At 65.0% G+C, this 16669-nt stretch carries 15 protein-coding genes; 5 read left to right on the top strand and 10 right to left on the bottom strand.

Translation table 11 applies throughout. The features are described from left to right. Positions 1 to 20 precede the first annotated feature (20 nt). Complete coding sequence (locus CH281_RS25315; RefSeq protein WP_032365573.1) at positions 21 to 554, top strand: MarR family winged helix-turn-helix transcriptional regulator; 534 nt, start codon at positions 21 to 23, stop codon at positions 552 to 554. Between the two features lie 102 nt (positions 555 to 656). Further along, the gene (locus CH281_RS25310) at positions 657 to 1481 is read left to right on the top strand and encodes a hypothetical protein (RefSeq protein WP_094643556.1); all 825 of its coding nucleotides are present in this window, start codon (positions 657 to 659) and stop codon (positions 1479 to 1481) included. A 116-nt stretch (positions 1482 to 1597) separates the two neighbouring features. On the opposite strand, the gene CH281_RS25300 is transcribed toward CH281_RS25310, so the two are convergent. The 7 genes from CH281_RS25300 to CH281_RS25270 form a co-directional block, all read right to left on the bottom strand. Continuing rightward, positions 1598 to 2374, bottom strand: a complete 777-nt coding sequence (locus CH281_RS25300; protein ID WP_027497924.1) for an enoyl-CoA hydratase — start codon at positions 2372 to 2374, stop codon at positions 1598 to 1600. Then, positions 2371 to 3279: a 3-hydroxyisobutyrate dehydrogenase gene (gene mmsB / locus CH281_RS25295; RefSeq protein WP_027497925.1), complete on the bottom strand. Its 909-nt coding sequence runs from the start codon at positions 3277 to 3279 to the stop codon at positions 2371 to 2373. The genes CH281_RS25300 and mmsB overlap by 4 nt, the downstream gene beginning before the upstream one ends. After that, entirely contained in the window at positions 3276 to 4334 is a 1059-nt protein-coding gene (locus CH281_RS25290; RefSeq protein WP_094621954.1) for an enoyl-CoA hydratase/isomerase family protein, read from the bottom strand. Before CH281_RS25290 ends, mmsB begins: the two co-directional genes overlap by 4 nt. Next, positions 4331 to 5470, bottom strand: a complete 1140-nt coding sequence (locus CH281_RS25285; RefSeq protein ID WP_032383699.1) for an isobutyryl-CoA dehydrogenase — start codon at positions 5468 to 5470, stop codon at positions 4331 to 4333. Before CH281_RS25285 ends, CH281_RS25290 begins: the two co-directional genes overlap by 4 nt. A 6-nt stretch (positions 5471 to 5476) precedes the next feature. Continuing rightward, positions 5477 to 6985: a CoA-acylating methylmalonate-semialdehyde dehydrogenase gene (locus CH281_RS25280; RefSeq protein WP_032406296.1), complete on the bottom strand. Its 1509-nt coding sequence runs from the start codon at positions 6983 to 6985 to the stop codon at positions 5477 to 5479. Positions 6986 to 7058: 73 nt separating this feature from the next. Further along, complete coding sequence (locus CH281_RS25275) at positions 7059 to 7811, bottom strand: SWIM zinc finger family protein (protein WP_032368786.1); 753 nt, start codon at positions 7809 to 7811, stop codon at positions 7059 to 7061. Beyond that, positions 7811 to 10654 (bottom strand): DEAD/DEAH box helicase, encoded by a 2844-nt coding sequence (locus CH281_RS25270; RefSeq protein WP_094695835.1) that lies wholly within the window; start codon positions 10652 to 10654, stop codon positions 7811 to 7813. The genes CH281_RS25275 and CH281_RS25270 overlap by 1 nt, the downstream gene beginning before the upstream one ends. Before the next feature lie 80 nt (positions 10655 to 10734). On the opposite strand from CH281_RS25270, the gene CH281_RS25265 reads away from it, so the two are divergent. The 3 genes from CH281_RS25265 (at position 10735) to CH281_RS25255 (ending at position 13311) form a co-directional block, all read left to right on the top strand. Continuing rightward, positions 10735 to 11634, top strand: a complete 900-nt coding sequence (locus tag CH281_RS25265; RefSeq protein ID WP_094643559.1) for an NADP-dependent oxidoreductase — start codon at positions 10735 to 10737, stop codon at positions 11632 to 11634. 96 nt (positions 11635 to 11730) lie between these two features. Further along, positions 11731 to 12447: an HNH endonuclease family protein gene (locus CH281_RS25260; protein ID WP_032401268.1), complete on the top strand. Its 717-nt coding sequence runs from the start codon at positions 11731 to 11733 to the stop codon at positions 12445 to 12447. A 36-nt stretch (positions 12448 to 12483) separates the two neighbouring features. Beyond that, on the top strand, positions 12484 to 13311 hold the full coding sequence (locus tag CH281_RS25255) for a shikimate 5-dehydrogenase (protein WP_094695834.1): 828 nt from the start codon (positions 12484 to 12486) through the stop codon (positions 13309 to 13311). A gap of 1 nt (position 13312) precedes the next feature. Here CH281_RS25255 and nagB read toward each other — a convergent pair whose 3' ends face one another. Genes nagB through CH281_RS25240 form a run of 3 tightly spaced genes read right to left on the bottom strand, consistent with a single transcriptional unit; the run spans position 13313 to position 16536 of the window. Continuing rightward, the gene (nagB, locus tag CH281_RS25250; RefSeq protein ID WP_032401267.1) at positions 13313 to 14107 is read right to left on the bottom strand and encodes a glucosamine-6-phosphate deaminase; all 795 of its coding nucleotides are present in this window, start codon (positions 14105 to 14107) and stop codon (positions 13313 to 13315) included. Beyond that, entirely contained in the window at positions 14108 to 15292 is a 1185-nt protein-coding gene (locus CH281_RS25245; protein ID WP_032365562.1) for an N-acetylglucosamine-6-phosphate deacetylase, read from the bottom strand. It lies immediately after the preceding gene. Beyond that, entirely contained in the window at positions 15289 to 16536 is a 1248-nt protein-coding gene (locus CH281_RS25240) for a PTS transporter subunit EIIC (RefSeq protein ID WP_032365561.1), read from the bottom strand. The genes CH281_RS25245 and CH281_RS25240 overlap by 4 nt, the downstream gene beginning before the upstream one ends. Between the last annotated feature and the right edge of the window lie 133 nt (positions 16537 to 16669).

Raw genomic sequence — 16669 nt, 5'->3', positions numbered from 1 at the left:
ACCGTGGGAGGATGGTGTGTATGCCAGCACCGTCGCCGCTTCCCCTCGACCCCATTGCAGAGGCCCACCGTCAGTGGACCAAGCACGGGTGGTCCGATGCCGCCGACGGTATGGCCGCGGTCACCTCGCTGATGCGCGCGCAGCAGATCATGCTGGCCCGGGTCGAGGAAGCGCTCAAGCCGACGGGACTGACGTTTTCGCGCTACGAGTTGTTGACGTTGTTGACGTTCACCAAGAACGGCGCGCTACCGATGGCGAAAGCCAGTGCCCGACTGCAAGTGCACCCCACCAGTGTGACCAACGCGGTGGACCGCCTCGAATCGGTCGGCTACGTGCGCCGGATTCCCCATCCCAGCGATCGACGGACAACCCTGGTCGAAATCACCGAGCAGGGGCGCACGTTGGCGGTCGAAGCCACCGAGCGCCTGAACACGCTGGTGTTCGCCAAGCCCGGGCTCGCGCGCGACAAGCTGATGGCGCTGGTGCGCATCCTCGCGGAACTGCGTTCGGATGCAGGCGATTTCGACAGTGATGACATCACCACATCGTTCTGAGTTCGATGGTGACTCGTCACAAGACAATGGCACAGCCGTACCGTTCGTGGTCCAATTGCTCCGGGAACAGGTCGGAGTCGGTCTGCTGAAGGGCGGGGCGGGGTGCTGGTGTTGGGGGTCGGAGCGGGTGCGCACGGTGCACGCGCCATTCTGACGTATCTGGACAGCCCCCACCGCACACCCATCGTGTCGCGGACGGTGCGCCGCGCTCCCGGGCAGTCGCTGGCCACCACGATCGCCACCGGCGTCGACGCCATCCATGCCATCGCCGCGATGATGTCGCTCCCGGTCCAGTTCTCCGCCATTGCCTACCGGGTGGCCACCGATCCCGGCACGGTCGCCACCCGAGGTACCGCTCGCACTGCCTCACTCGTTCCGGAAACCGCTGCGCAAGTGAGGTTTCTACGATTCATCGGGCTGGTCCCCAATCACGGCGTCACCGTGCTGTGCGACATCGGTAGTACCGGGACCACGGTCACCGTCATCGATCTCGCGTCCACACGCACGCTCATGACGCGGCGCACTGCCACGTTCTGCGGCGACGATCTCGATCACTCGGTGCGCCGGCTGCTCTCGTCCAACGGCGTTCGCGTCGGAATCGACGCCAGCCGGTCCATCAAGGAGCAACTGAGCATCGATTCCGTCGTCAGCACCACGGACCCAGCCGGCACTGCACGGCATGTGCTGACACGGCGCGACTTCGACGATCTGATCGCGGGACCCGTCCGTTACGCAGGCATGCTGGTGGAGCAGACCATCGAATTGTCCGGTGCCAGGCCGCAGTCCATCGTCGTGGTCGGCGGCGGCGCGAACATCACCTCGATAGCGCGGTCTCTCGAACTACGGACCGGCCTGACTACCCTGGTGCCGACCATGCCCGAGCTGGTCTCGGCCCGCGGGGCCGCCCTCCTGTCCCCCGACAGGTAGGACGGCCCCGGGAGCGGAGCCTGCGGAACGCCCGGTCGGGGTGGGAGTGGAGCCCGCGGAACGACCCGAAAGCACGCGAGTGGAACCCGCGGAACGACCCGAAAGAGCGGCCAGCACTACCGGTGCTGGAAGTTGGGCGTGCGCTTCTCGATGAAAGCCGACATGCCTTCCTTCTGATCCTCCGTGGCGAACGTCGAATGAAACACGCGGCGCTCGAACAGAACTCCCTCACGAAGGCTCGACTCGAACGATCGGTTCACTGCTTCCTTCGCCATCATGGCAACCGGTAGCGACATCTCGGCGATCGTGGTCGCGGTTGCGATGGCGTCGTCGAGGAGATCCGCGACCGGCACGATGCGCGAGACCAATCCTGCTCGCTCGGCTTCCTCGACCTTCATGTTCCGGCCGGTCAGGCACATCTCCATGGCCTTGGCCTTGCCCACCGCACGCGTCAGGCGCTGCGAGCCACCGATTCCCGGAATGACGCCGAGCTTGATCTCGGGTTGTCCGAATACCGCGGTGTCCGAGGCGATCAGAACGTCGCACAGCATCGCGAGTTCACACCCGCCACCGAGTGCATAACCGGAGACCGCGGCGATGAGGGGCGTCCGCGCGGCGGCCAGTCGATCCCACGCCGCGAAGAAGTCGTCGAGGTACACGTCCATGTACGACTTGGGCTGCATTTCCTTGATGTCGGCCCCGGCTGCGAAAGCCCGCTCGGATCCGGTGATCAGAATGGCACCGATCTCGGAATCTGCATCGAGTTCCTCGACCACCGAAACGACCTCACGCATCAACTGAGAGTTCAGCGCGTTCAATGCTTTCGGACGGTTCAGCGTGATTATGCCGACGCGTCCCCGGCGTTCGAGCAGGATGGTTTCGTAGTCGGTCACTGAGCAGCTCCGTTCGAGCGTTCGCGGATGTCGTTGATGATGCCGGAGAAGTCCACGTCGGTTCCGCCGCCGGACGTTTCCTTGAACCGAGCGTAGAGCTCGGCTGCGCGAAGTCCGAGTACTCCCTCGACCCCGTTGTCGCGCAGTGCATTCGCAGCCAGACCCAGATCCTTGTCCATGAGGGCCGCCGCGAATCCGGGCTTGTACTCGTTGTTCGCCGGGCTCGTCGGAACCGGACCGGGCACCGGGCAATTGGTCGTCAACGCCCAGCATTGGCCGGACGCAGTCGATGCCACGTCGAAGAGCGCCTGATTGCTCAAGCCGAGCTTCTCGCCCAACACGAAGGCCTCGCTGATGGCGATCATCGATACGCCGAGAATCATGTTGTTGCAGATCTTGGCGGCCTGACCGTTGCCCGCCGGCCCGCAGTGCACGACCTTGCGGCCCATGACGTCGAGAACGGCAGCGGCGGAGGCGAAATCGTCCTCCGAACCACCGACCATGAACGTGAGCGTGCCTGCGGCCGCTCCCCCGACACCGCCCGAGACCGGAGCGTCGAGGCTACGGTGTCCGGCCTCGTGCACCAGCCGGTGCGCGGCATGCGCGTCGGCGACGTCGATGGTCGACGAATCGATGAACAACGTCCCCGGTGCCGCGGCCGGAAGCAGGTCCCCGTACAGCCCGAGTACCAGTTTTCCGTTCGGCAACATCGTGATCACGATGTCGGCTCCGGCGACGGCCGCAACCGCGGACTCCACCACAGTGACGCCGTCCTTCGTGGCCTGCTCCAGCGCCGCGGGAACAAGATCGAAGCCCTGCACCGTGTACCCGGCCGCAGCCAGGTTGGCGGCCATCGGTCCACCCATGTGCCCGAGGCCGATGAATCCGATCGTCTTCTCGCTCATGACTGCTCACCTTCTGTAAGTGCTTTCGACAGACCGAGTTCGGCGTCGCCCAGGGGCGCGAAGTATCGGTCGACATCCTCGGCAGTGACATCCGCCGACGTGGCCGGCTGCCACTGGGGGTTGCGATCCTTGTCGACGACCTGCGCCCGAATTCCCTCGACCAGATCGTGACTGCTCAGCGACGCGACCGACACGCGGTACTCCTCGTCGAGCACGGCCTCGAGGGAGGGCAGCGTCGCCGCCCGTCGCAGCGACCGCAGCGTCACCGCAAGAGACACCGGCGATTTGGACGCGATGTCCTTTGCGGCCTGCTGCGCCTCCGGCACCGGCGATGCAGCCAGAGCGTCGACGATGCCCTGAATGTCGTCACCTGCGTAGCACTCGTCGATCCATTCCTGCTGAGTCGCGACGGTGGATTCCGGAGCCGACTCGCTGAACGTGTCGACGGCCTCCCCGACGCTGACCGTCTCGAGGGCGGTGTAGAACTCCTCGAGCTTGTCCGACGGAATGTAGTGATCGGCGAATCCGACCGCGATGGCGTCGGCCGCATTCATCCGGGCCGTGGTGAGCGCGAAGTGGGTACCGGTTTCGCCGGGCGCACGCGAAAGAAGGTAGGTGCCACCGACATCGGGAATGAATCCGATGCCGACCTCGGGCATCGCGATCTTCGAACGTTCGGTCACGATACGGGTGTTCGCGTGGGCCGAGAGCCCGACGCCACCGCCCATGACGATGCCGTCCATGATCGCGACGAAGGGCTTAGGAAAGCGGGCGATCGCGGCGTTGAGCACGTACTCGTCGCGCCAGAAGTCCTTGCTTCCGCTGCCGCCGTCCTTGGCGTCGTGGTAGATCGAGACTATGTCGCCGCCCGCGCACAATCCGCGCTCGCCGGCTCCGGTCAGCAGGACGACGTCGACTCTGTCGTCGGTTGCCCACTGCGTCAACGCCGGAGCTATCTGCTGAACCATCGCATGCGAGAGTGCATTGATGGCTTTGGGGCGGTTCAGAGTGATGCGACCGATCCCGCCCGAAACCTCCAGTAGGACATCGCTCATGCTGCACCCACGATGGAGCGAGCTACGACCACGCGCATGATCTCGTTGGTACCTTCCAGAATCTGGTGGACCCGAAGGTCGCGAACGATTTTCTCGACACCGTACTCGGCGAGATAACCGTATCCGCCGAGCAACTGCAGCGCCCCGTTGGCGACCTCGAAGCCGGTATCGGTACCGAAACGCTTGGCCATCGCGCACATCTCGACCTTGTCGGCTGCATTGTTCTGCAACCCGTCCGCTGCTCGCCACAGCAGAGTTCGCGCAGCTTCGAGCTCGGTCTTGAAATCCGCCAGTCGAAACTGCAGGGCCTGCGAGTCGAGCAACCTGGCGCCGAATGCGTTGCGGTCGGCGAGGTAGGACACGGCCTTGTCGAGAGCGGACTGTGCGCCGCCGATCGAGCACGCGGCGATGTTGATGCGTCCGCCGTTGAGCCCGTTCATCGCGATCCGAAATCCGTCGCCCTCGCCGCCGAGCAGGTTGGCAGCCGGAACGCGGGCACCTTCGAAGATCACCTGGCGGGTGGGTTGAGCGTTCCATCCCATCTTTTTCTCGTTCGCTCCGAACGACAGTCCCGCCGTGTCCTTCGGCACGATGAACGCCGAGATGCCGCGGGGACCCGGCGCTCCGGTGCGGGCCATAACGACGTACACCTCGGAAGTGCCTGCGCCGGAGATGAACTGCTTGACGCCGTCCAGCACGTACTCGTCACCGTCGCGGACGGCCTTGGTACCGAGCTTTGCCGCATCGGATCCAGCGCCGGGTTCGGTGAGGCAGTAGCTACCGAGCTGGTCCATCGAGCACAGCCCTGGAAGCCAGCGCTGCCGTTGCTCGTCGTCGCCGTACGTGTCGATCATCCAGGCGACCATGTTGTGGATGGAAATGTAGGCCGCGATGGACGGGTCACCGGTGGCGAGTTGCTCGAAAATGCGCACCGCGTCGACGCGGGTCAGGCCCGATCCGCCCACGTCTTCACGAATGTAGATGCCACCCATCCCGAGAGCAGCAGCCTTGCGCAGCACGTCCACCGGAAAGTGCTTCTGCTGATCCCATTCGACGGCGTTCGGTGCGAGGAACTCGTCCGCGAAATCACGAGCTGTGTCGTTGATGGCACGCTCGTCCTCGTTCAACGTGAACATCGTCGATCAGTCCATGTTCGGAATGACGAAGTGATTCTGCGCAGCTGCTTCCTTGGTGCCCGACGGCCAACGCTGGGTGACGGTCTTGGTCTTGGTGTAGAAGCGGATGGAATCCGGTCCGTGCTGGTTGAGATCGCCGAATCCCGAACGCTTCCAGCCACCGAACGTGTGGTACGCGATCGGCACCGGAATCGGCACGTTGACTCCCACCATGCCCACCTGGACGCGGGAGCAGAAGTCGCGAGCGGTGTCGCCGTCGCGGGTGAAGATCGAGACGCCGTTGCCGTACTCGTGTTCGGACGGCAGACGCAGCGCGTCCTCGTAGTCCTTCGCGCGCACGACGATCAGGACCGGTCCGAAGATCTCTTCCTTGTAGATGCGCATGTCGGTGGTCACCTTGTCGAACAGCGTTGCGCCGGCGAAGAATCCGCCCTCGTGGCCCTCGAGACTGAATCCGCGTCCATCGACGACCAACTCGGCACCCTCGTCCACACCGATCTGGGTGTAGTCGTTGACGCGCTTCAACGCATCGCTACCGACGAGCGGGCCGAAGTCCGCGGTCTCGTCGTCGCTGCGGCCGATCTTCAGTTTCGCCACTCGCTCGGTCAGTTTGGCGACCAACGCGTCGGCGGTCTCCTCACCGACGGGAACCGCGACGGAAATCGCCATGCATCGCTCGCCGGCCGAACCGTATGCGGCTCCGAGCAGAGCGTCGGCGACCTCGTCGAGATCGGCATCGGGCATCACCAATGCGTGGTTCTTCGCTCCACCGAAGCACTGTGCGCGCTTGCCGTGCTGCGCCGCCGTCTCGTAGATGTACTGCGCGATGGGCGTCGATCCGACGAAGCCGATCGCCTTGACGCGATCGTCGGTGAGCAGCACGTCGACGGCATCCTTGCCGCCGTTGACGACGTTGAACACGCCCGGCGGCAGACCTGCCTCGAGGAACAGCTCGGCGAGCTTGAGGGGCACGGACGGATCCCGCTCGGACGGCTTGAGAATGAAGGCGTTACCGCAGGCGATGGCCGGGCCGGCCTTCCACAGCGGAATCATCGCCGGGAAGTTGAACGGGGTGATACCGGCAACGACACCGAGCGGCTGACGCATCGAGTAGACGTCGATACCGCCACCCGCACCCTCGGTGTACTCACCCTTGAGCAGGTGCGGAACACCGACGGCGAACTCGACGACCTCGACGCCACGCTGGATGTCGCCCTTGGCGTCGGCGATGGTCTTGCCGTGCTCCGACGAGAGCAGCCGCGCGAGTTCTTCGGTGTCGCGGGTGACGAGCGCGAGGAACTTCATCAGCACCCGAGCGCGCCGCTGCGGGTTCCACTTCGCCCACTCACGCTGCGCCTGCTCGGCGTCGGCGATGGCGGCCTCGACCTCGGATACGTCGGCCAGGGGCACCCGGGCCTGCACCTCACCGGTATTGGGATCGAACACATCCCCGAACTGTCCGGAGGTGCCGGCGACATGCTTGCCGCCGATGAAGTGCGTGAGTTCGCGAGCCATGGGTGTCCGTCCTCGAGCGTGGAATTAAGTACGCTCATCCTATAGTCGGATGTCCATGTAAGTCCAGGAGCGGTCACATCCGGTCGTAGAACGCGCGCAGATCAGCGCAGGCCCGGCTGACTTCCGCCTCCGTCGAACCGTCGGCGCGAAAGATTCTGCGCAGGATCAGCGGATCGAGATCGTCCGTCGCCGGAGCGAACGACACCTTGGGGAGTTCGGGGAACGCCGCACGATCGCCGAACCAGTCGTCCGGGTCGAACTCCTCGTCGCTGTCGCCGACCCCCTCGATCAACTGATCCAGATCGACACCGCGCAGTGTCAGGATCGTCCCCGCGGACGCGTCGATGTGCTCGGCGGCGATGTACATCAGCGCTGCCGCGTGTTTGCACGGCCACCCGTCGTCGGGGCACGAACAGTCGAAATCCAGTTGCCCCTTGTCGTGGGGAAGCAGCACCGACGCCAGCGCCTGAGGAATCGCGTTGGACGCGAGTTCCGCCAGCATGCCGGGGTTGGATCGCACTCGGCCGACGAGCGCGGCCACCTCGCCTTCGGTGAGCGGCTCCACGCTGACCGACGCCGAGAACGGCTCGAGCTGACTGCCCTGCACCTCACCGTAGATCTGCCCGCGTTCGACGCCGAGAGTGAGCACCTGCCCCTGGCGGGCATAGGTCCGGCCCCGTGCGATCCGGCCCGGATCGGCCAGATCTTCCATCGCGGCGACGAAGTGCCTGCCCCACCACGTCTGCCCGAAGGCACCCCGCTTGTTACGAGACTCGATGCCGCCCTTGGCTTGTCGACGCTTGCCGTACTGCGAGAAGTCGGCCATCACTCCCCCACCGCGTCTTCGCTGAGACGAAACAGTTCCTGCAGTTCCGCAGTGTCCATCTCGGTCACCCAGCTCTCACCGGTGCCCACCGCCAGATCCGCCAGATCCTGCTTCGACACCAGCACCGAATCGATGCGTTCCTCCACGGTGCCCACACACAGCAGCTTGCGCACCATCACATTCTTGCGCTGGCCGATACGGAAAGCGCGGTCGGTCGCCTGGTTCTCCACCGCCGGATTCCACCAACGATCTAGGTGCACAACATGATTGGCGGCAGTGAGATTGAGCCCGGTACCACCGGCCTTGAGCGAGAGCATCATGATCGGCGGACCGTCGTCGCTCTGGAACTTCTCGACCATCTCATCGCGCTTGCCCTTGCTCACGCCGCCGTGCAGGAACGGCACCTGAACTCCGAAACGCTCGGCGAAATACGGTGCCACGAGCTCACCGAACTCTCGAAACTGCGTGAACAACAACGCCTTCTCGTTGTCACCGAGAACGGAATCGAGCATGTCCTCCACCAATCCGATCTTTCCGGAACGGTGCTGACCTCGCTTGAGTACCGCCGAACCGTCGGACAGGAAATGCGCGGGGTGATTGCACACCTGTTTGAGGCGAGTGAGGGCCGAGAGCACCGCACCCTTGCGCTTCATGCCCTTCGCGTCCGCGATCTGGGCCATCATCTCGTCGACGACGGCCTTGTACAACGCCGCCTGCTCGGCAGTGAGGTTGGCGCGCACGGTCATTTCGTTCTTCTCCGGCAGATCAGAGATGACCGTGGGATCGGTCTTGACGCGACGCAGAATGAACGGAGACGTGATGGCACGCAGCCGCGAGACCGCGTTCTCGTCGTTCTCCCGCTCGATCGGGACCGAGAACCGCTTCCGGAAGTCCGACGGCCGCCCCAGCATGCCCGGGTTCGCGAAATCCAGAATGGACCTCAGCTCGTCCAGCCGGTTCTCCACCGGCGTCCCGGTGAGCGCCAGTTTGTGATCGGCCGGAATGGCCAGCGCCGCCTTCGCCTGCACGGTGCCTGCATTCTTGATGTGCTGCGCCTCGTCGAGAACCACGCGACGCCACGTCTGTGCGGCCAACTGCGCGCGGTCCTTGGCCATCAATGCGTACGTGGTGACGATCAGGTCGTGCTCCGCGATCGCTCGATCGAGCGCCTCGTCGCGTAACCGCGTCGGACCGTGGTGCACCAGAACACGCAGTGCAGGAGTGAATTTCGCGGCCTCACGTTGCCAGTTACCGACCACCGACATCGGGGCCACCAACAGCGTCGGAGTCGCACTGTTCTCGTGAGCGAGCAGCGTGAGCACCTGCAGTGTCTTGCCCAGGCCCATGTCATCGGCGAGCACGGCACCGAGACCGAGCCGGCTCATGAACGCGAGCCAGTCGAGACCGCGTTGCTGATAGGGCCGCAGAGTCGCCCGGACACCGTCGGGCACCGGGATGGTTTCCGGAACCGCCCCGGGTTCGAGCAACGTTGCCGCCCAGCCGGTGGCGCGGATGTCCTGGACCGGAGCCGGAGGCGGATCGGCCAACGTCATCTCACGCATCAACGTGCTGAGCGCAGTCCCGTCACCGTGATGCTCGGCGACGTACTTCGCGGCCCGCGCCAGCTGTCCCCCGTCGGCGAGCACCCATTGCCCGCGCAGCCGGACGAGGTCGCCCTTCGAGACGGCAAGCCGGTTCATCTCCGCCTCGGTGAGCACCATGTCGCCCAGCTGCAGTTGCCAGTCGTACGACACCAGCTCGTCCATACCGACGGCACGATCGGCCGCAGCTTTGGTCACCGCGGGTGACTCGACCCGCAATCGCATCGACGGATCCAACCTGGTCCAGGCCCTCGGCAGCAGGACCGTCGTGCCGGTGGCCTGCAATGCAGTGGCACCGTGTTCGACGAGATCGATGACCACCGACGTCGGCAACAACAGGTCGAGGGTGCCCTCCTGGGTGGGCAGATCACGCAGCCTCGGGTAGGCAGCGACGGCCTCGCCGAGTTTGCGCACTGCCGTCGACAGCAAGGTCGCGTCGACCTTGCGGCTCATCGGGACCGGACGCGGCGCCTCCCCGTCCGCGCGCAGGCACACCTGAAGAATCCAGAACGACTCGACGGCATCGTCCGGGGCACCGTCGGCATCACCCGTCTCGCCGTCCTGGTCGTCCGGTTCGAGCAGGCGCAGCACCAGCGCCGGTTCGTCGACGGTGAGGCTGGCGCGCCAATTGTCGAACAGCGTCGAGATCTTTTGCGTCCCATCGAGATACGGATCATCACGCACGAGGGCCGACAGCAACGGGTGCTCGGAGTCGGGCTTGCCGAGCACCGATCTGACGATCGGGTCGGTGAGCTCCTCGACCATGTCGTCCAGAAGCTTCTTCGGTCGTTCGTTCGCTCGCTGCACCGACGGCATCGCAACAGCGAGCTCGCTGAGCCAGGCGCGTTGACGCTCGCCGCCGACCAGCCGCCAACGCGGCCACCACTGGCCGTCCATCAATTTCAGTGCCGGCACCACTCGTCCGGCCCGGACCCACCGTTCGATGCCCTGGGCGACGTGACCCAGGAACCGGAGGTCGCCGGAGATCAGCGGGTGGGTCGACGGGGTGCGGAGCAACAGGTCGGCCGCATCGTGCGGAGCCAGCGCGATCGCCGGCAGTTCGACCGGATCCCGAGGGGTGGCGCGTCCAGTGGAGTCGGGAAACGTCACTCGGGCGCGATGCCGGAACGTGCGGGTGAGCACGTGCGAGTGTGTCGCCGGTAGGTCGGGTTCGTCTCCGGTGCTGATCTCGTCGTCCCAGAGCAGCAATCCGGCACCGGGAGACCAGAGACCGTGCAGCATCGGTCCATCCAACCAGCACGCACCGACATACCCGGCGCCGATGTGTCTTCGATGAGGCACCGATGAGGCACAGTGGTCCCATGATCGCGTACGGCTTCGACGAATACGGCGGCCCCGACACCGAGACATTTCTGGACCTCCCCGTGGCGGAACCGGGATCGGGGCAGCTTCTCGTGGCGGTACATGCCGCGGGGGTGAATCCCGCAGATTGGAAGGTGCGGGCGGGTAATCGCAAGGACACCGTGCAGATCACTTTGCCTGCGGTGCTGGGGCGGGAGGTGTCGGGCACTGTCGTGGGCGTCGGCTCGGGAGTGGACGGGTTCTCGGTCGGTGACGAGGTCTTCGGGGCGACGGCGTCGGGTCACGGCGGCTATGCGCAGTACACGCTGCTCAACGCGGCCGGTACGGCACACAAGCCCGAGGCCGTGTCCTGGTCGGTCGCGGCGACACTGCCGGTGGCGGCCGGGACCGCCTTCGACGCACTGCGAGGGTTGGCGCTGACTGCAGGCAACACGGTTCTCGTTCTCGGCGCAGGCGGCGGTGTGGGTTCTTCGGTTCTGCAGCTGGCGCGTGCCGACGGTATCGACGTTCTCGGGGTGGCGAGCTCGGGCAAGCGGGAGTGGATCGAGAGCCTCGGTGCGGAGTTCGTCGAGTCCGGACCCGAGTACGTCGGTTCGATATCGCGGCCGGTGCACGGCATCGTCGATCTGGTCGGCGGGGACACTCTTCGCGCGGCCGCTGTGAAGACCGGCGCTCCGATCGTCAGCGTGGCCGACCCGGTGCTCGCCGCCCAGTGGGGTGGGTCTGGAGCAGTGCGCGAGCGCACCACTGCGGCGTTCACCCGATTGGCCGATCTGGTCGTGACGGGCGTCCTTCGTCCACGCATCGATCACACGTTTCCACTCGACCGCGCAGGCGAGGCTCTTGCGCTCGTGGAGAACGGGCACGCACTCGGCAAGGTCGTCATCGAGGTCCGCTGACACCCCGACCGTGTCGGGCGGTGTCGGTACCGTCCGGCACACTGCTGTCGCGAGGTACGAGAGTCGGCAAGATCGAAGTTTCACGATGGGGCGTGTGTGAAGAAGCTGTGGGTAGCGGCGGCGTTGGTGATCGCCGCGATCGTCATGGCGACGTTCGAATCCTGTGACCGGTCCGACATACCGGGATTGGCTCCCCCACCCCCGGCTCCGGGCAGCCCCACCCGCGCCCAGATCGAAACGCTGTTGGATCGGGTGGCCGTCGTCGCCGCACGACCCGATCCTCGTGGGTACGAGCGCGGATGCAAGAGCGGTGAAGGGTGCGTGTTCGGACCGGCGTGGACGGACGACTACGACGGACCGGGCGGGCACGACGGGTGTGGAACCCGCGACAACGTGCTGGCACTGTCGATGACCGAAGTCGAGTTCAAGGCCGGCACCCGAGACTGCGTGGTGCTCTCGGGCTCCCTGGACGACCCCTACTCCGGTGAACGGTTGCAGTTCACCAAGTCCGACGCCGGCAAGATCCAGATCGATCACGTCTATCCGTTGTCTGCCGCCTGGGACATGGGTGCCGACAGCTGGGCAGCGGACAAGCGCATTCGATTCGCGAACGACATCGCGTTCAATCTGCTGGCGGTCAACGGGCCGGACAACCAGAGCAAGAGCGACAAGACGCCGTCGCAGTGGATGCCGCCGAACGCGGCGTACCACTGTTTCTACGCGGGCAAATATCTGTCGGTGGCGGCCCAGTACGAGCTGCCGATCACCGAGGCCGACCGCCGCGCCCTCGCTTCGGTGGCCCCCAGCTGCTGATCCAGCGATGCGAACGCGGGCGGTAAAGTCGGGCCAATGGCAACGACGTCGTCGCGCAGCTTTCTCGACCGTGACACCCAGCTCTGTATGTCTCTGTCGGGAAGGCCGAGCAATATCGGAACCCGCTTCCACAACTACCTGTACGACGAACTGGGATTGAACTTCGTCTACAAGGCGTTCACCACCACCGATCTCGCGGCCGCGGTCGGTGGAGTCCGTGCACTCGGTATCAGGGGATGCGCGGTCTCCATGCCGTTCAAGGAAGACGTGATCGAGCTGGTCGACGTCATGCACGAATCTGCGAGCGCGATCGCATCGGTCAACACCATCGTCAACGAGGCGGGCGTGCTGCACGCCTACAACACCGATTACCAGGCTGTGGCCGATCTGCTCGCGTCCAGCGGTATCTCGACCGATTGTTCGGTGGCCGTGACCGGCAGCGGCGGTATGGCCAAGGCAGTCGTTGCCGCACTGCGGGATTCGGGTTTCACCCGCGGCACCGTGGTTGCTCGCAACACGTCGACCGGTCCGGCTCTCGCCGAGGCGTACGGATACGACTGGTCGGCCGAGTCCGTCGGAGCCGACTTGCTGGTGAACGTCACCCCGGTGGGAATGGCGGGCGGCCCCGCTGCCGATTCGACTCCCTTCAGCGAGTCGCAGATCCATGCGGCACAGGCAGTGTTCGACGTGGTCGCGATGCCGTCGGAGACGCCGCTGATCACCGCGGCGCGTGCGGCGAACAAACCGGTGATCACCGGTGCACAGGTCATTGCCCTGCAGGCAGCAGAACAGTTCGTTCTCTACACCGGAGTTCGCCCGTCCGACGATCAGATCCAGCGGGCGTCGGAATTCTCCCGTCGCTGACTCACAGGCGCTGCCACGCGGGCTTGTTCGCGTAGGCGTGGCGGTAGTAGTCCGTGAGAGCGAGGGACGCAGCAGCTGCCTCGTCCACCAGTACCGTCACGTGTGGATGCCACTGAATCGCGGACGCAGGACAGCGTGCCGACAACGGCCCCTCGACGGCCGCGGCCACCGCGTCTGCCTTGGATTCTCCGGTAGCGATGAGCACGAGATGACCCGCCTCGTCGATGGTGCCGAGGCCTTGCGTCAGCACGTGGTGCGGCACCTCCTCCGGCGAGGGGAAGAAGCGCGCATTGTCGACCCGAGTCTGTTCGGTGAGCGTCTTGACCCGGGTTCTCGACCGAAGTGACGATCCGGGCTCGTTGAAGCCGATGTGTCCGTCGGTGCCGATGCCGAGAATCTGCACATCGATACCACCGGCCTCCCCGATCGCGGCGTCGTATCGTCGCGCTTCGGCAGCGATGTCGACGGCTTCACCGTCCGGCGAGAACACCGCGGAATCGTCCAGGTCGACGAGGTCCACGAAGTTCTCGCGAATGAACGAAAAATACGACTGCTCAGCAGCTCTGGGTAGCCCTATGTATTCGTCGAGCAGAAACGCTCGACACCCAGCGAAGGACAGCCCTTCCTCGCGATGTCGGCGGGCCAGCTCGCGATACGTGCCGACGGGACTCGACCCGGTCGCCAACCCGAGGACGGGGCCCGATCCCGGGACCGAGTCGGTTCGCACGACGTGCTCGACGATGTCGGCCGCGGTTCGGTCCACGTCGGTAGCTGTGGGGAGTACGACGATCTCCATCTAACTTTCCTCCTCGATCGCGCGTCCGCCGCGAATGACCTGCACCGGCTCGAAGGATGCGTCGACCACCAACACGTCCGCTCTCGATCCGGCTACGAGAGAACCGGTTTCGGCCCCGATCCCGATCAATGCTGCCGGGGTGGTTGCCCCGGCACGCACTGCGTCGAGCAATGGCACGCCGGCGTCGAGCACTGCGCGGCGTACCAGGTCGAGCACACTCGACGTGCCGCCCGCGATCGGGGCCGACTCGGGATCGTTCTCCCGCGACAGGCGAGCGACCGAATCGTGCACGGTGACATCCAGCGGCCCGAGCCGGTAGCGGCCGTCGGCCATTCCCGCTGCAGCCATCGCGTCGGACACCAACGCGATGTTCCCACCGCCGACGAGATCGAACACCGCTCGCACGGTCTCGTCGGCGAGATGTACTCCGTCGCCGATCAATTCGAGCACCATCGACCCTCGCGCCGCGGCAGCCAAGCATTCGCTGACCGGCCCCGGCGACCGATGATGCCAGGTGGGCATCCCGTTGAACAGGTGCGTGGCACCGATGGCACCCTCTCCGAGGGCGTCGATTGCGCTGCGAGTGGTGCGTGCGTCGGCGTCGGTGTGCCCGATGCTGGGGACGATGCCGTTCTCTCGCAACATGTGTCCGACGGCCGTGAAGCCGTCGACTTCGGGAGCAAGTGTCATCGACCGTACCGATCCCCGCCCGGCGTCGATGATGTCTGCCAGCAGACCGGTGTCGCCGCCACGGAGTGACGCGGGGTCCTGCGCCCCGCAGCGGGCAACAGACAGGAACGGCCCTTCGAGGTGGACCCCGGCGATGTCCCCCGACTCGTACAGATCGGCGAGCATCGACGTCTGCTCGACCAGTCGCCCAGGGGATGCCGACACCAGCGATGCGAGCATCGTGGTGGTTCCGCGGCCACGGTGGTGCCGTACCGCGGTCATCAGATCGGCACGGGCAGAATCCGGGAACGACGCCCCGCCGCCGCCGTGGCAGTGCACGTCGACCAGCCCCGGCAGGATGGTCGAGTTCGATTGTGGTGGGGCCTCGTCGGGCCACGCCGACACCGGACCCACCCAGGAGATTCGATCGCCGGACAACGCCACGACGGCATCCTCGATGACCGCGTCGGGTGTGACGACCCGCCCCCGGAGCGTCGTCGTGATGGATTCGCTCATGCCCGGTCGGGTTCGAGCACCGCGTCGTCCTCGCGGCCGGGGGTGCGCAGGTTCCACTTCTTGATGACGAAGCTGAACAGGAAGTAGTAGATCACCGCATACACCAGGCCGATAGGAATGAGAAGCCATGCCTTCGTGGCGATTCCGTAGTTCAACAGATAGTCGATACCGCCGGCAGAGAAGAAGAAGCCGTCATGGATTCCCAGGGCATTGGTCAGTGCCATGGAGGTTCCGGTCAGCACGGCGTGGATGATGTAGAGCGGCCAGGCGACGAACATGAACGAGTACTCGAGCGGTTCGGTGATGCCGGTGACGAACGCAGTCAGACCGGTGGACAACATGATTCCGCCGACGATCTTCTTCTGCGACGGCTTGGCGTTGCGATAGATCGCGAATGCAGCGGCAGGCAGAGCGAACATCATGATGGGGAAGAAGCCGGTCATGAAGACTCCCGCGGACGGATCCCCGGCGAAGAATCGGTTGAGATCGCCACGCACCAATTGACCACTCGCGTCCTGATAATCGCCGACGAGGAACCAGACGACCGAATTGAGAATGTGGTGCAGTCCCGTCGGAATCAGCATGCGATTGGCGAAACCGTAGATTCCGCTACCCACCACACTGTGGTCGGCAACGGTGTTTCCGACCCAGTTCAGTGCGCTGTAGAAGAGCGGGTAGACGAACGACATGACGACGGCGACGACGAGGCCGGTGACAGCGGTCAGGATGGGAACCAGACGTCGTCCGCTGAAGAAGCCGAGGTAATCCGGCAGTTTCTGGCGGTAGAACCGCTGCCACAGAATGGCGGAGAGCAAGCCGATGACGATGCCGGCCAACACGCCGTAGTCGATCACGGCCGGATCGCCGTTCGCGTCGACTTTGCCTTCCAGTACCACCGGTGACATCGCGGTGAAGACACCGTTCATCACCATGTAGCCGACGACGGCGGCGAGGGCGGTCGAGCCGTCCGACTTCTTGGCCCAGCCGATGGCGATGCCCACGGCGAAGATCAAGGGCAACCAGGTGAACACCGCCTGTCCTGCAGCGGAGATGACGGCCGCCGCGGTGCCCAGAGCACTGAATCTGCCGAGGAGGTCGTCCTGGCCCAGCCGCAACAGGATTCCCGCCGCGGGAAGAACCGCGATGGGCAGCATGAGACTGCGCCCGAATCGCTGCAACCCGGCGAGAGATCTGGATTCCTTCTTCGGTTCGGCTTCGGCCGAGTCCGTCTTCTTCAGGGTCATGGCGACCTTCTCTTCGAGGCTGGTCCGGCAAGGGAGTTCTACTGTTGTGACCGGATGACATCAGGGGTACTGTCCGGTCATTACCAGTTGTAGTTTGGCCAGGTGACGACCACATGTCAACCCGGAGATGTGA

The organism is Rhodococcus sp. 06-221-2, from assembly GCF_002258365.1.
In the GTDB taxonomy this organism is placed as follows: Bacteria; Actinomycetota; Actinomycetes; order Mycobacteriales; family Mycobacteriaceae; genus Rhodococcoides; species Rhodococcoides fascians.
This window is presented reverse-complemented; position numbering and strand designations above follow the sequence as displayed.